The following is a 14,288-nucleotide window of genomic DNA, read 5'->3' as shown; positions in this document are numbered from 1 at the left end:
ACACCTAGACCGGGGTCGCGAGCGCCACCGGGTTGCCGTCGGGGTCGGCCAGGTACGCCTGGCGCTCGCCCCACGGCATCGTGGCCGGCTCCTGCAGGACCGGGTGACCGGCCGCGCGGAAGCGCTCCACCTCGGCCTCGACGTCGTCGACGTACACGAACAGCTCGAAGCGCGGCGCCGTCCCGACCGTGATGCCGAGCTGCGCCTCGGGCCAGTTCGCGTCGGACAGCCCAAGGGACGACTCGCCGCGCTCCAGGCCGACGTAGTGCGGGTCGCCCTCGAGCGGGAACTGATACGTCGGCTCGTACCCGAGGAGCGTGTAGAACCCGACGGCCCGGCGTACGTCGCTGACGTAGAGCACCGGGAACGCCTTGCGGTGCATCCCTAGACCAGGTTGGCGATCAGGTCGCCGAGCTCGGTCCGCTTGCCGGTGAAGAACGGGACCTCCTCGCGCACGTGCCGGCGCGCCGTCGACGCCCGCAGGTCGCGCATCAGGTCGACGATCCGGTGCAGCTCGTCGGCCTCGAAGGCCAGCATCCACTCGTAGTCGCCGAGCGCGAACGACGCCACCGTGTTCGCCCGTACGTCGGGGTAGCCGCGGGCCATCTTGCCGTGCTCGGCGAGCATCGCGCGGCGCTCCTCGTCGGGCAGCAGGTACCACTCGTAGGACCGGACGAACGGGTACACGCAGACGTAGGGCCGCGGCTCCTCGTCGGCGAGGAAGGCCGGGATGTGGCTCTTGTTGAACTCGGCCGGCCGGTGCAGCGCGAACTGCGACCAGACCGGGACCAGGTGCCGACCCAGCCGCGACCGGCGCAGTGCGTGGTACGCCTGCTGCAGCGCGTCCGACGTCGGCGCGTGCCACCAGATCATGAAGTCCGCGTCCGCGCGGAACCCCTCGACGTCGTAGATCCCGCGGATCACCACGTCGTCGGCCGCCAGCTTCCCGATCAGGTCGTTGAGCTCGGCGGTCAGCTCGTCGCGGTCGGCGTCGCCGAGCGGCGTCTCGACCTTGAACACCGACCACAAGGTGTACCGGATGACGTTGTTGAGCTCGCGGGCTTTCGGCTTACCAGTCACGGTTTCCACGATGTCATTGTCTCCAATACGTCCAGGTGCTCCCGCACCCGGGTGGCCGCGTTGCCACCCGATGCCACACACGCGGCGATCCCGACGCCCCGGTACGCCGCTCCGCAGACCGCCAGCCCGGGGACGCCGGCCACCGCGGCCTCGACGCGATCGACCCGGTCGAGGTGCCCCACGGCGTACTGCGGGAGGCCGCCGCCCCAGCGGGTCACCAGCGATCCGACGACCGGCGCGTCGAGACCGATGGCCTGCTTCAGGTCGGACACCGCGAGCTGGACCAGTTCCTCGTCGGACCGCTGCAGCACGTATTCCTCGCCGAGGCGGCCGACCGAGGCACGCAGGACGGCGAGCTCTCCTCCAGCCTCCGCAGACCAGGCCCACTTCGCGTGCGAGTACGTCGAGGCCTTGATCGTCCGGTCCTCCACCGACGGGACGAGGAACCCGGAACCGGTCGCGCCGGCCGGCCAGTCACGCTTGCGGACCGCGAGGGTGACGATCGCCATACTCGCGTACTCGATCGCCGCCAGCTCGGCCGACGCCGCCGGCGCGGTCTCCGCCAGCATCCGGCCCGCCGGAGCGGCCGGTACGGCGACCACGACCGCGTCGGCGGTGAACAGCGTCGGCGCGGGCACCGGGCCCGCCTCCAGCTCGAACCCGTCGGCGGTCCGCGAGATCCGGCGGACGGCGAGCTTGGTCCGGATCTCCACGCCGCGGGCGGCCAGGTCCTGTTCGAGGGCGCCGATCAGCCGGTTGATACCGCCGACGAGGCCAGCGAACACCGGCTGGCCGGTCCGCTTCTGACTCACTGCACGCAGCTCGGACGTGGCCGCGAGCAGGCTCGGCGCGGTCCGCAGCTTCGCGTACAGGTCCGGGACCGCGGCGGCGAGCGAGATTTCCTCGGCCTTCCCGGCGTACACCCCGCCGAGCAGCGGGTCGATCAGCTTGTCGGTCACCGCGGAGCCCATGCGCTCGGCAACGAACCGGCCGATCGCCACGTCCTCGGTCAGCGCGGGAGCCGGCAGCTCGGCCTCGTGCGCGACCTGCTCGGCCGCTGCGGCCCCGAGCACGTCGGCGGTCGCCGCCGGGTCCACCGGGACGCCCATCACGGTCGGCGGGATGGCCCGGATCCGGTCGCCGACCCACAAGCCGGCCGACGTGGTCGCCGGGTGCACCACGTCGGCCCCGAGGCCGACGGCGCGGATCAGGTCGACCGCCTCCGGCCGCCGCGCCAGCACGGACTCGGCGCCGAGATCGACCGGCACGCCCTCGATCGCGTCCCCGGCCAGCTTCCCGCCGAGCCGCGGCGAGCCCTCCAGCACCGTGATGTGCGGCGGGTTCGGCCCGGTGGCCAGCGCGTGCGCGGCGGCGAGCCCACTGATCCCGCCGCCGACGACCACGACCCGGCTCATACCAAGCTCATTTCGTACTGCTTTCCCGGCCCGAGGTCGGTGCTGCTGGTCCCGACCGCCCGGAACCCGACGCGGGTCAGCACCGTTTGCGAGGCAGGGTTGTGATCCGAGGCCCCGGCCCGGAGCGCGGTCAGCCCGTACGTCGGTGCGAGCTCGATCACCGCACGCACCGCGGCCGTCGCCAGCCCCTTGCCCGCCCACTTCTCCGCGATCCGGTAGCCCAGCTCGGCCGACCCGTGCTCCAGATCGATCAGGTTCACCCGCCCGACGACCGCGCCGGTGTCGTCGACCAGCACGTGGAAGCGGCAGATTCCGGCCTCCTGCTCGGCGAGCAGAGCCGCGTGGCGGGTCGCGAAGTCGGCGAAGTACTCGTCGCCGCGATCCCAGATCCAGGCCGCGAAGTACGCCCGGTTCTCGCGCTCGAAAGTGAGGACTGCGTCTGCGTGGTCCGCGCGCAGCGGCTCAAGCGTGACGCCCTGGTCAGGCAGGTACATGGGCCGCCTGCACGTACTTGGTGATCCGGCGCAGCACCTCCGGGTCGGCGTCCGGCGGGACACCGTGGCCGAGGTTGAAGATGTGACCGGGCGCGGCCCGGCCCTCGGCGAGGATCCGGTCGATCTCGGGCTCGATCGCGTCCCAGCCGGCGAACAGCAGGGCCGGGTCGAGGTTGCCCTGCACCGGTTTCGGGGCGCCGCCGGCGGCCGTGATCCGGCGCACGGCCTCGTCGAGCGGGACCCGCCAGTCGACGCCGACGACGTCCGCGCCGACCTCGCTCATCAGGCCGAGCAGCTCGCCGGTGTTCACGCCGAAGTGCACCCGCGGGACGCCGTACCCCGCCATCGCGTCGAACACCTTCGCGGAGTGCGGCAGCACGAACCGCTCGTAGTCCCGCGGCGACAACCCGCCGGCCCAGGAGTCGAACAGCTGGATCGCCGACGCGCCTGCCTCGACCTGCACCGCCAGGTACGCGATCGCGACGTCGGCGAGCCGGTCCGCGAGCGCGTGCCACAGCGCCGGGTCGCCGTACATCATCGCCTTGGTCTTCGCGAAGTCCTTGCTCGGCCCGCCCTCGACCAGGTACGACGCGACGGTGAACGGCGCGCCGGCGAACCCGATCAGCGGCGTACCGCCGAGCTCGGACACCAACTGCTGCACGGACTCCGTGGTGAACGACACATCCGCCGGCGTGACCGGACGGACCCGGGCGACCCCGGCGGCGTCCCGGATCGGGTCGGCGACGACCGGACCGACGCCCGGCTTGATCTCGATGTCGAACCCGGCCGCCTTCAGCGGGAGCACGATGTCGGAGTAGAAGATCGCCGCGTCGACGCCGTAACGGCGGACCGGCTGCAGCGTTATCTCGACGACGAGGTCGGGCCGCAGGCACGACTCCAGCATCGAGATCCCCTCCCGCACCGCGCGGTACTCGGGCAGTGCCCGGCCGGCCTGCCGCATGAACCACACCGGCGTGTGCGGCACCCGCTCACCCCTGGCAGCGAGCAGATAGGCGGAATCGTCCAGAGCGGAGGGTCGCGTCACACAGCGATGATCCCACGCGCTCCCGAGCGCCCGGACAGGCCCCGACCGCGCCGCGGCGCACGCGCGGCCACACACAGCTACCGGCGCGTCTTGACGCGCGGCGGTGAGTAATCGGTCGTAGGCTGCCGATATGGGTGCCCGCAAGCAGGTCGACGCGCCACCCGCGGAGTTCACCGAGGCAGTCTCGCAGTTACGAGGTGCCCGGTTCCGGCCCGAGGTTTTCGTCGAGGAGATGCCCGCACCGCAGCGGATCGCACCGCATGCGGCGGCGGTCAGCGCCGACGTGACGGTCGACGGTGACGATGTCGCCACCGGCCGTCTGGTCGTCCTCTACGACCCGGCCGGGAACGACGCCTGGCAGTCGACCTTCCGTTGTGTCGCGTACGTGCGTGCCGCCGTCGAACCGGAGATGGTGACCGACGCGCTGCTCGGCGGCGTGGGCTGGACGTGGCTGATGGAGGCCTTGGCGGACCGGGGTGCCGACTTCCTGGCGCCGAGCGGTACCGTCACCAGGGTGGTATCGGAAAGCTTCGGCGGCATGGCCGACGACGACGCGACGGCGGAGATCGAGATCCGCGCGTCCTGGAGCCCCGTGCCCGGCCCCGGCGGCGTCGTGGACGTGACCCGGCACGCCGAGGCGTGGGGCGAGGTGCTGTGTACGGCGGCCGGACTGCCGCCCGTTCCGCCGGGGGTAGTCGCGATGCCGACCCGGCGCGGACAGCGGGGCCGATGAGCCCAGCCACCCAACAGCCGTCCGTCCCCGACGACCCGACCGCGCAGCTGCCCCTCCTGGAGTTGCGGGACGGGCTCTCCGACGTCATCGACACCGACTCTGCCCTGACCGGCACGGTCGAGGCGTTCCGGTCCGGCAGCGGCCCGGTCGCGGTCGACGCCGAGCGCGCCTCCGGCTACCGCTACTCGCACCGGGCGTACCTGGTCCAGTTGCGCCGTGAGGGCTCCGGCTCCGCGCTCGTGGACCCGATCCCGTTCGGGGACCTGTCGGCCCTCGGCGACGCGATCGTCGACGCCGAGTGGATCATCCACGCCGCGAACCAGGACCTGGCCTGCCTGGCCGAGGTCGGCATGGTGCCGCGGCAGGTGTTCGACACCGAGCTGGCCGGCCGTCTGCTCGGCTACCCGAAGGTCGGGCTCGCCTCGCTGGTCAGCGAGGTGCTCGGCTACCGGATGCGCAAGGAGCACTCCGCCGCCGACTGGTCGACCCGCCCGCTCCCGGCGCCCTGGCTGGTGTACGCCGCGCTGGACGTCGAGATGCTGATCGAGCTGCGGAACGCGATCGAGCAGGAGCTGCACCGCGAGGGCAAGTGGGAGTGGGCGGCGCAGGAGTTCGCCGCGATCCTCGACGCGCCGCCGCGGGAGCCGAAGCCGGACCCGTGGCGGCGAACGTCGGGCATGCACCGGGTCCGGAACCGCCGCAGCCTGGCCGTCGTCCGGGCGCTGTGGGAGGCCCGGGACCAGATCGCCGAGTCCGCCGACATCTCCCCCGGCCGGGTGCTGCCGGACGCCGCGATCGTCGAGGCGGCGTCCGCGATGCCGGCCGACCGCGACACGCTCCAGCGGCTGACCGCGTTCAAGGGCCGCGGCGCGCACCGCCACATGCGGACCTGGTGGGAGGCGATCGACCACGCCCGCCGGCTCCCCGACGCCGAGCTCCCCAAGCAGGGCCCGCGGTACGACGGTCCGCCGCCGGCCCGCGCCTGGGCCGACCGCGACCCCGACGCGGCCGCCCGGCTGTCCGCCGCCCGCGCCGCGGTCGCCGAGATCGCCGAGGCGCACCGCCTCCCCACCGAGAACCTGCTCGCGCCCGACACGATCCGCCGTCTCGCCTGGTCGCCGCCCAAGGACGTGAGCCTCGAGGTGGTCACGACCTTCCTCCGCGACCACCACGCCCGCGCCTGGCAGATCGCCCTCACCGCGGAGGTCCTCACCGACGCGATGGCGTCCGAAGCCACGGTCAAACCGCTGGACTGACCGCGTCCTCCTCCTTCGTCAGATCCCGCCGGATTTCGGGGTGGAGAGTGAGGACGATCTGGAGTGCGCCGAGCAGGATCACCGTCGCGATGACGACAAAGATCTGGCGGTAGCTGAGCAGGCTCACCAGCAGGCTTCCGAGGGCCAGTGAGATCGCCTGCGGCGTCGCGACGAGCACCTCGACGGCGGTCGACACGCGCCCGATCAGCTGACCCGGCGAACGGCGCTGCATCAACGTCGTGAACGAGACGAACGTCCACGGCAGGCCGACACCGCAGATCGCGGCGCCGATGAGCACCACGAGGATGCTGGGGGCGACCACACAGACGACGGTCGACGCGGCGAGCACGACCAGTCCGAGGGCACAGGTGGCGATCTCGCCGAGACGGCGTACGGCGCGGCTCGCGGTCAGGCCGCCGGCGATCGCGCCGACGCCCTGACAGGTCACGAAGACGCCGGAGAACGTCGGCGGCTTGCCGAAGGCGTCCATCAGCGCGTAGATCGACGACTCGAAGAAGCCGATGACGAGGATCGAGATCGCCAGCCCGGCCAGCACGTGGCGGAGCACCCGGTCGCCGGCGAGGAAACGGGCACCGCCGAGCAGGTCCTCGCGGAAGGTGCTCTTCGCCGCGGTCGTTGTCTCGGTGACCTTGATCGTCGCGATCAACAGGCCGGCCAGCACGAAGGTGGCCGCGTCGACGATCGCGACGAGCCAGCCGCCCGCGGTGGCGAAGATCGCGGCGCCGGCCAGCGGGCCGAACAGCCGGTACCCCTCCTTGATGGTGGCCAGGCTGGAGTTCGCGTCGACCAGCAGTTCGTCCGGCAGCAGGTCCTTCAGCAGTCCGTTCAGCGCCGCGGGCAGTACGACGAACGACACGCCGTACAGGAAGGCGACCAACCAGATCAGCCACACGTCGCCGGAGTCCCGAACGAGGACGAGCGGGAGTACGGCGGCACCGCTGGCGACGTTGCCCCAGACCAGGATCGGCTTGCGCGGCAGCCGATCCACCCAGACGCCGAGCACCGGAGCAGCCAGCGCCGGCAGCACCATGAAGAAGAACGTCAAGCCGGCCAGTGCGTTCGAGCCGGTGAGGGTCTTCACCCACATACTCAGCACCAGCAGCATCACCGAGTCGCCGAGCATCGACGTACTCAGGCCACCGAACAGGCGCGGGAACCCGGGCTGTGCGAACAGCCTCCTCATGAGGTCTCCACCCCCGGAAAGTACGTCGGCACGCCCCAGGCGACGAACTCGCACAGCCGTGCGTTCGCCGGGCGCTGCGACGGATCGGTCAGCCGCTCGGCATGGCGGTCGAGCACCGCGTTGATCGCGCTGTTCATCTCCTCGAGCTCGTCCGCGGTCAGCCAGGCGACCATCTCGGTGTTGCTCCGCGCGGCACGCCACTCCTCGGTGTCCTCCGGGGCCCGCTGCTGCGACTCCCGCAGACGGTCGATCGCCCGCCCCATCATCACGTCGGACAGTGCCTGCGCCGCGCGACGTTCCTCGAGCGACGGTGATGCGTGCTCCTCGTCCCAACGGAATCCGAGTCCCGGCACCTTCCAGGGGCGTTGCCGTCCCTTCCCGCCCTCGGCCTCCTCGACGAACCCGTGCTGTGCCAGCTTGCGGAGGTGCCACGAGCAGTTCGCCGGGGTCTCGTCCAGCCGGTCGGCCAGCTCGGTCGCGGTCAGTGGCCCGCTGAGCGACAGCAGCTCGATGATCGCCATCCGCACCGGGTGTGCCAGGGCGTTGAGTTCGCGCGGGTCGCTCAGTCGGCGGTGCGGATTCGGCATGCGTCGAAAGTACTCTTTCGAAAGAGTTGTTGCAATGCTGCACGAAAACGATCCCCGCCGCGCGCCGGCGGCGGGGATCTGCGGTGGTCAGGCCCGGAGCTGAGCCTCGATGGCGGTGACGATCTCGTCGGACTCCGGCTCGGTGCGGGGGCGGAAGCGGGCGGCGACGGCGCCCTCGGGGCTGAGGAGGAACTTCTCGAAGTTCCACTGGATGTCGCCGGCTTCGCCGTCGGCGTCGGGGGTCCGGGTGAGTTCGGCGTACAGCGGGTGCCGGTGGTCGCCGTTCACCTCGAGCTTGCCGAGCATCGGGAACGTCACGCCGTACGTCGTCGAGCAGAAGGTCTCGATCTCCTCGGCCGACCCGGGCTCCTGACCGCCGAACTGGTTGCACGGGGCGCCGAGCACGGTGAAGCCGCGGGACGCGTACTTCTCCTGCAGGTTCTCCAGGCCCTCGTACTGCGGCGTCAGACCGCACTTCGACGCCACGTTCACGACCAGGACGGCCTTGCCCTTGTACTCGCCGAGCGAGGTCGGCGCACCGGACAGAGTGGTCAGCGGAATGTCGTACAGGCTCATGCTCATCCTTGGGAGGTTGGGAGGTGACGGGCAAGGAAGTCTTCGGTACGGCGCCAGGCCAGCGCGGACGCCTCGGCGTGGTGGAACATCGGCAGGGGGTTGTCGAACGCGTGACCGGCGCCGTCGTAGCGGTGGATCTCGGCGTCGCCCAGCCCCGGCACCACCGCATCGACGTCCAGGTAGGCGTCGTCGTTGCCGAAGTGGTGCAGGCTCGCCGCCCGCACCTTCGGCGCGAGGTCGAGCAGCCCAGGCAGGGCAGAGCCGTAGTAGCTGACCAGGACGTCGGGCGACGACACCGCAGCCACGTTGAAGCCCAATCCGCCGCCGAAGCAGAAGCCGACCACACCGGTGCCCCGGCCGCGCGCCCGCAGCCGCTCCAGCACCGCGACAGCGTCCTTGACCGCCAGATCCCAGTCCAGGCGGCCGACGATGCCCATCGCCCGTGGCAGCAGGTCCGGCGAGGACTCGTCCAGGTCGGTGTCGTCGAGGCGCCAGTAGATTTCGGGCGCGATCACGTAGTACCCGAGGGCGTGCAGATCCGCCGCACGGCGCCTGATGTAGTCGGAGACTCCGAAGATCTCCTGCAGCACAAGGATTCCAGGTGCCTCGGAATCAGCGGATCCCCACTCGTGGACTGGTATCTCCGACGTCACACAGTGAAGCGTACGACCTCAGGAGTAGCCGACTCCGTTGCGGGCTCGGGCGCGGCCTCGGGTACCGGCGCCGGCATCCACGCGGTCGTCTCCGCGATCGCGTCGACGAGCAGCTTGTAGAGCCGGTCGTCCGGATCCGTCACGCACGCCTGCGAGATGCCCTCGACCGCGCACGACACCGCGCGTGGCGCCGTCCGGCGGGCGAAGTCCGGGGTCGCACGGCGCGCGCGGGCGGTGAACGACCGCGCCCACTTGGTCGCCGACGGCACCGACTCCAGCACAGCGAGCGAATCCGGCTCGACGTCGTCGAGCGGCCTCCCGTCGAGCGCGGCCAACTGCTTCTCCCCCACCAGCAGCGCGACGGCCAGGATGTACTGCCGTTCCTGCGAGACCACCGGCAGCGCGTGCTGGATGCAGCGCGCGGTCACCCGCGGTACGACGTGCGGGTCGTCCGGGGTCAGCCCGATCACCGACGGGATCAGCGGAGCCAGACGGGAGCGCCCGGCGTCCGTGGTGCAGTCGTTGACGTCGCGGGCGACGCCCGCGAGCAACGGATGCGTGCAGGACGGATGGTCCGACCACGGCTCACCGGCCAGGTAGGACGCGAACTCCATGAAGCAGGCACCCTTGCGTGGGTTCCGATGTTTCCCCCGGCTCAGGACCGGCACGGACAGATCAAGATTGTTCATGGAACAACTCCAGTAACGCGGACCTTGAACACAGCATGCGCTCATTCGCGCCGCATTTCCACGGGTCACGGTTTTGTGAGCGGACCCACACGCGCGGCTACTTTGGCGGTTCTGTTACTCACGGGTAGCATCGGGGTAGCTTTTCCGACCCCAGAGGAGGGCCCCCGTGCCCCGTGAGATCCGCGATGTCGTGTACGTCGACGGCGTTCGCACCCCGTTCGGCAAGGCCAAGGGCCAGTACGCCGAGACCCGAGCCGACGACCTGGTCATCAAATGCATCCGGGAGCTCCTCCGGCGGAACCCGAGCCTCCCCCCGGAGCGGGTGGACGAGGTCGCGATCGCGGCCACCACCCAGATCGGCGACCAGGGCCTGACCATCGGCCGGACCGCCGCGCTGCTGGCCGGCCTGCCGAACACCACGCCCGGTTACGCCATCGACCGGATGTGCGCCGGCGCGATGACCGCCGTCACCACCACCGCCGCCGGAATCGCGTTCGGCGCGTACGACGTGGTCGTGGCCGGCGGTGTCGAGCACATGGGCCGGCACCCGATGGGCGAGGGCGTCGACCCGAACCCGCGGATCATCGCCGAGAAGCTCGTCGACACCTCCGCGCTGGTGATGGGCTCCACCGCCGAGAATCTGCACGACCGGTACCCGGGCATCACCAAGGAGCGTGCCGACGCGTACGCCGTGGCGTCCCAGGAGAAGGCCGCCAAGGCCTACGCGAACGACCTGATCCAGCCGGACCTGGTGCCGGTCGCGACCCGGTCTGCCGAGCAGGGCTGGGGCTATGCCAGCACTGACGAGCCGATGCGCCCGGGCACCTCGCTCGAGGACCTGGCGGGCCTGAAGACGCCGTTCCGTCCGCACGGGCGGGTCACCGCCGGCAACTCGGCCGGTATCAACGACGGCGCGACCGCCTGTGTGCTGACGTCGGCGGAGACCGCCGAGGAGCTCGGCCTCACCCCGAAGATGAAGCTGGTCTCGTACGCCTTCGCCGGGGTCGAGCCCGAGGTGATGGGCGAAGGTCCGATCCCCGCCACCGAGAAGGCGCTGCGGCTGGCCGGCCTGACCATCGACGACATCCAGGCCTTCGAGGTGAACGAGGCGTTCGCCGTGCAGGTGCTGGCGTTCCTGGAGCATTACGGCATCGCCGACGACGACCCGCGGGTGAACCCGTACGGCGGCGCGATCGCGTTCGGCCACCCGCTGGCATCGTCCGGGGTCCGGCTGATGAACCAGCTGGCCAAGCAGTTCGAGCAGCGCCCCGAGGTCCGCTACGGCCTCACCACCATGTGCGTCGGCCTCGGCATGGGCGGCACGGTCATCTGGGAGAACCCGAACTGGGAAGGTGCGGCCGCATGAGCTTGCAGGAACTGATCTCCAGCGCTTCCGCGTTGTCGACCGACGAGGTCGTCACGGTCGCGCACTCCCGGGACGTCGTACTCCCCGGGGAAGCCGGCCTGATGGCGCTGATCACGCTGGACAACGGGCACGACCACACCAAGCCGAACACCTTCGGGCCGAAGGGCCTGGGGTCGCTGAACGAGGCCCTGGACGCGGCGCTGGCCCGCGACGAGATCGTCGCGATCGGCGTCACCGGCAAGCCGTTCATCCTGGCCGCGGGCGCCGACCTGACCGGCGTACCTAAGCTCACCGACCGGGAGCAGGCGCTCGCGCTCGGCAAGATCGGGCACGGTGTGATGCGCAAGCTCGTGGACGGCGGCAAGCCGTCGTTCGCGTTCGTGAACGGCGTCGCGCTCGGCGGCGGGCTCGAGGTCGCACTGCACGCCACCTACCGGACCGTCTCGACGGCCGCGGGCATGCTGTCGACGCCCGAGGTCTTCCTCGGGCTGATCCCCGGCTGGGGCGGCAACTTCCTGCTGCCGAACCTGATCGGCGCGGACAACGCGGTGAAGGTCGTCGTCGAGAACGCCCTCAACCAGAACAAGATGCTCAGCGGGCCGGAGGCGGTGAAGCTCGGCATCGGCGACGTGCTGCTGGAGTCGGCGGACTTCCTCGAGCAGTCGCTGCTGTGGGCTTCGAGGGTCCTCACGGGTGCTGTCACCGTCGAGCGGCCTTCGGTAGACCGCGGCGACGCCTGGGCCGCTGCCGTTGCCCGGGGCAAGGCCTTCGCCGACGTCAAGGTGAGTGGCGCCGCCCCCGCGCCGTACCGGGCGCTCGAGCTGATCGCTGCCGCTCGCGACAACGACCGGGACCGTGGGTTCGCGGCCGAGGACGAGGCGCTCGCCGACCTCATCATGAGCGAGGAGCTGCGCAGCGGGCTGTACGCGTTCGACCTGGTGAACAAGCGGGCCAAGCGGCCGGCCGGTGCGCCGGACAAGTCGCTGGCGCGGCCCGTTTCCAAGGTCGGCGTCGTCGGTGCGGGTCTGATGGCGGGTCAGCTCGCGCTGCTGTTCGCGCGGCGGCTCGAGGTTCCCGTCGTACTCACCGATCTCGACCAGGAGCGGGTGGACCGCGGCGTCGGGTACGTGCACGGCGAGATCGACAATCTGCTCGCGAAGGGCCGGGTGCGCCCGGACAAGGCGAACCAGCTGAAGGCGCTCGTCACCGGGTCGGTGGACAAGGGTGTGTTCGCCGACGCCGACTTCGTGATCGAGGCCGTGTTCGAGGAGCTGCAGCTGAAGAAGACGATCTTCGCCGACGTGGAGAAGATCGTCCGGCCGGACGCGATCCTGGCGACCAACACGTCGTCGTTGTCCGTGACCGAGATGGCCGCCGACCTGGACCACCCGGAGCGGGTCGTCGGGTTCCACTTCTTCAACCCGGTCGCGGTGCTGCCGCTGCTGGAGATCGTCCGCGCGGACCGGACCGACGACGCCTCGCTCGCGACCGCGTTCGCGGTCGGCAAGCAGCTGAAGAAGTCCTGCGTGCTGGTGAAGGACGCACCGGCCTTCGTGGTGAACCGGCTGCTGACCCGCTTCCTCGGCGAGGTCAGCGCGGCGGTCGACGAAGGCACGCCGATCCCGGAAGCCGATCGTGCCCTGTCTGCGCTCGGGCTGCCGATGCCGCCGTTCGTCCTGCTGCAGTTGGTCGGTCTGCCGGTCGCGCTGCATGTCGCCGAGACCATGAACCGCGCGTACCCGGAGCGGTTCGCGGTGTCGGAGAACCTGGCCAAGGTCGTTGCCGCCGGCAAGAGCTCGTTCTACGTGTGGCCGGACGGCAAGCCGGTCGTGGACCCGGATGTCGAGGCGCGGGTGACGGTCGGCGACAACCCGTCCACCGCCGACGAGCTGCGTACCCGGGTGCTGACCGCGCTCGCCGAGGAGATCAAGATCATGCTCGACGAGGGCGTGGTCGCGGAAGCCCAGGACATCGACCTGTGCCTGCTCCTCGGCGCCGGCTGGCCCTTCCACCTCGGCGGCATCACGCCGTACCTGGACCGCACCGGCATCGCCGAGAAGGTCAACGGCACCCGCTTCCTCCCCCGAGGCACGGCCGGCCTCGCCTGACAGACCTGCTGGGGGGCGGTACGGAGCCGGAAGCCCGCTCCGTCCCCCAGCAGCAGTACACCAGTGGCTGGGTCCTTGGCTGGCTCAGGTGCCTTGCAAGCCCTCCAAGCAGCTAGCGGGATCGTGGTTCACGACCAAGCCGACGACGGCGTCGCAGTCCGCGAATGCCAAGCCCCAGCGGCTGTTGCGTTCACATTCTGACCTGGGAAGTCGCCGGGGCGGTGCCACACCGGCTCCCGATCAAACCCATCACCAACACACGCCTCAACGCCCATCGCCGCCTCCCGAAGACACCCACGGGCCTCGGGCGCGACACCCGCCCCACCCCCGCACGCCGGATACGCGGGCACGGCAGGAACGGCGGCACGCCGGGCACCGCAGACGCGGCGAGTGCCGCGGGAACGCCGCGCACCACACAACAGGTACGACGCGCACCTCGGCCCCCTCAGACCCAGCAGGTACAGCGGGCGCCCCCGGCACGGCAGGAACGCCCGACACGCGCACCTCGCGTACGACAGGCACCTCGGGTACAGCGCGTGCGCAGGCACGCCGGACACCGCAGACACGGCGAGTGCGACGGGAACGCCGCGCACCACCACACAACAGGCATGACGCGCACCTCGGCCCCGTCAGACCCGGCAGGTACAGCGGGCGCCCCCGGCACGGCAGGAACGCCCGACACGCGCACCTCGCGTACGACAGGCACCTCGGGTACAGCGCGTGCGCAGACACGCCGGACACCGCAGACACGGCGAGTGCGGCGGGACACTCGGGTATGGCAGGGTCGGCGGAACAAGCCGGCACCTCCAGTAGAGCGGGACCCCAGGTGCGGCGCGACCCTCAGGTACAGCACGACTGCCGGCACCTCGGACACGACAGGCACCTCGGGTACGGCAGGAACCTCGGGTACGGCAGGAACCTCGGGTACGGCAGGAACCCTGAGGTACAGCAGGACTGCCGGCACCTCGGGTACGGCAGGCACCCCAGGCACAGCAGGAACCTCGGGTGTGACGGGGTCCGGCGGAACAGCCGGCACCTCGGAGACCTCAGGACGGCGCCCCTCAGGTACAGCAGGTCTGCCG

At 70.9% G+C, this 14,288-nt stretch carries 14 protein-coding genes; 4 read left to right on the top strand and 10 right to left on the bottom strand.

Annotation, left to right across the window (positions count from 1 at the left end; all coding sequences use genetic code 11):
* Positions 1 to 4 precede the first annotated feature (4 nt).
* From ABZX12_RS06845 to hemE, 5 genes are read right to left on the bottom strand one after another with little or no spacing between them, the layout of a single operon-like run.
* Positions 5 to 382 (bottom strand): VOC family protein, encoded by a 378-nt coding sequence (locus ABZX12_RS06845; RefSeq protein WP_355690540.1) that lies wholly within the window; start codon positions 380 to 382, stop codon positions 5 to 7.
* 2 nt (positions 383 to 384) lie between these two features.
* Positions 385 to 1,089 carry a hydrogen peroxide-dependent heme synthase gene (gene hemQ / locus ABZX12_RS06840; protein ID WP_355690538.1) on the bottom strand — a complete coding sequence of 235 codons (705 nt, stop codon included), beginning with the start codon at positions 1,087 to 1,089 and terminating at the stop codon, positions 385 to 387.
* Positions 1,077 to 2,495, bottom strand: coding sequence for a protoporphyrinogen oxidase (gene hemG / locus ABZX12_RS06835; RefSeq protein WP_355690536.1), 1,419 nt, complete (start codon positions 2,493 to 2,495; stop codon positions 1,077 to 1,079). Before hemG ends, hemQ begins: the two co-directional genes overlap by 13 nt.
* Positions 2,492 to 2,989 (bottom strand): GNAT family N-acetyltransferase, encoded by a 498-nt coding sequence (locus ABZX12_RS06830; RefSeq protein WP_355690534.1) that lies wholly within the window; start codon positions 2,987 to 2,989, stop codon positions 2,492 to 2,494. Before ABZX12_RS06830 ends, hemG begins: the two co-directional genes overlap by 4 nt.
* Complete coding sequence (hemE, locus tag ABZX12_RS06825; protein ID WP_355690533.1) at positions 2,976 to 4,034, bottom strand: uroporphyrinogen decarboxylase; 1,059 nt, start codon at positions 4,032 to 4,034, stop codon at positions 2,976 to 2,978. The genes ABZX12_RS06830 and hemE overlap by 14 nt, the downstream gene beginning before the upstream one ends.
* A 130-nt stretch (positions 4,035 to 4,164) precedes the next feature.
* Between hemE and ABZX12_RS06820 the strand changes: the two genes are divergently transcribed.
* Positions 4,165 to 4,767, top strand: coding sequence for a DUF3000 domain-containing protein (locus tag ABZX12_RS06820; RefSeq protein ID WP_355690531.1), 603 nt, complete (start codon positions 4,165 to 4,167; stop codon positions 4,765 to 4,767).
* Positions 4,764 to 6,023: an HRDC domain-containing protein gene (locus tag ABZX12_RS06815; RefSeq protein ID WP_355690529.1), complete on the top strand. Its 1,260-nt coding sequence runs from the start codon at positions 4,764 to 4,766 to the stop codon at positions 6,021 to 6,023. Before ABZX12_RS06820 ends, ABZX12_RS06815 begins: the two co-directional genes overlap by 4 nt.
* On the opposite strand, the gene ABZX12_RS06810 is transcribed toward ABZX12_RS06815, so the two are convergent.
* The 5 genes from ABZX12_RS06810 to ABZX12_RS06790 form a co-directional block, all read right to left on the bottom strand.
* The gene (locus ABZX12_RS06810) at positions 6,007 to 7,227 is read right to left on the bottom strand and encodes an MFS transporter (protein ID WP_355690527.1); all 1,221 of its coding nucleotides are present in this window, start codon (positions 7,225 to 7,227) and stop codon (positions 6,007 to 6,009) included. The two genes, ABZX12_RS06815 and ABZX12_RS06810, sit on opposite strands and share 17 nt — an antisense overlap.
* Positions 7,224 to 7,814, bottom strand: coding sequence for a helix-turn-helix domain-containing protein (locus ABZX12_RS06805; RefSeq protein WP_355690526.1), 591 nt, complete (start codon positions 7,812 to 7,814; stop codon positions 7,224 to 7,226). The genes ABZX12_RS06810 and ABZX12_RS06805 overlap by 4 nt, the downstream gene beginning before the upstream one ends.
* Before the next feature lie 87 nt (positions 7,815 to 7,901).
* The gene (locus ABZX12_RS06800; protein WP_355691316.1) at positions 7,902 to 8,390 is read right to left on the bottom strand and encodes a glutathione peroxidase; all 489 of its coding nucleotides are present in this window, start codon (positions 8,388 to 8,390) and stop codon (positions 7,902 to 7,904) included.
* A gap of 2 nt (positions 8,391 to 8,392) precedes the next feature.
* Positions 8,393 to 9,043: a dienelactone hydrolase family protein gene (locus ABZX12_RS06795; RefSeq protein ID WP_355690524.1), complete on the bottom strand. Its 651-nt coding sequence runs from the start codon at positions 9,041 to 9,043 to the stop codon at positions 8,393 to 8,395.
* Positions 9,040 to 9,657, bottom strand: a complete 618-nt coding sequence (locus tag ABZX12_RS06790) for a hypothetical protein (RefSeq protein ID WP_355690522.1) — start codon at positions 9,655 to 9,657, stop codon at positions 9,040 to 9,042. The genes ABZX12_RS06795 and ABZX12_RS06790 overlap by 4 nt, the downstream gene beginning before the upstream one ends.
* Positions 9,658 to 9,898: 241 nt before the next feature.
* Here ABZX12_RS06790 and ABZX12_RS06785 point away from each other — a divergent pair, with 241 nt between their 5' ends.
* Together ABZX12_RS06785 and ABZX12_RS06780 are read left to right on the top strand one after the other, a co-directional pair.
* Positions 9,899 to 11,098, top strand: coding sequence for an acetyl-CoA C-acyltransferase (locus ABZX12_RS06785; protein WP_355690520.1), 1,200 nt, complete (start codon positions 9,899 to 9,901; stop codon positions 11,096 to 11,098).
* The gene (locus ABZX12_RS06780; protein WP_355690518.1) at positions 11,095 to 13,206 is read left to right on the top strand and encodes a 3-hydroxyacyl-CoA dehydrogenase NAD-binding domain-containing protein; all 2,112 of its coding nucleotides are present in this window, start codon (positions 11,095 to 11,097) and stop codon (positions 13,204 to 13,206) included. Before ABZX12_RS06785 ends, ABZX12_RS06780 begins: the two co-directional genes overlap by 4 nt.
* Positions 13,207 to 14,288: the final 1,082 nt, after the last annotated feature.

This window comes from Kribbella sp. NPDC003505, from assembly GCF_040610875.1.
In the GTDB taxonomy this organism is placed as follows: Bacteria; Actinomycetota; Actinomycetes; order Propionibacteriales; family Kribbellaceae; genus Kribbella.
Note: the sequence above shows the minus strand (reverse complement) of the source record. Positions and strands in the feature narration are given on the sequence as shown.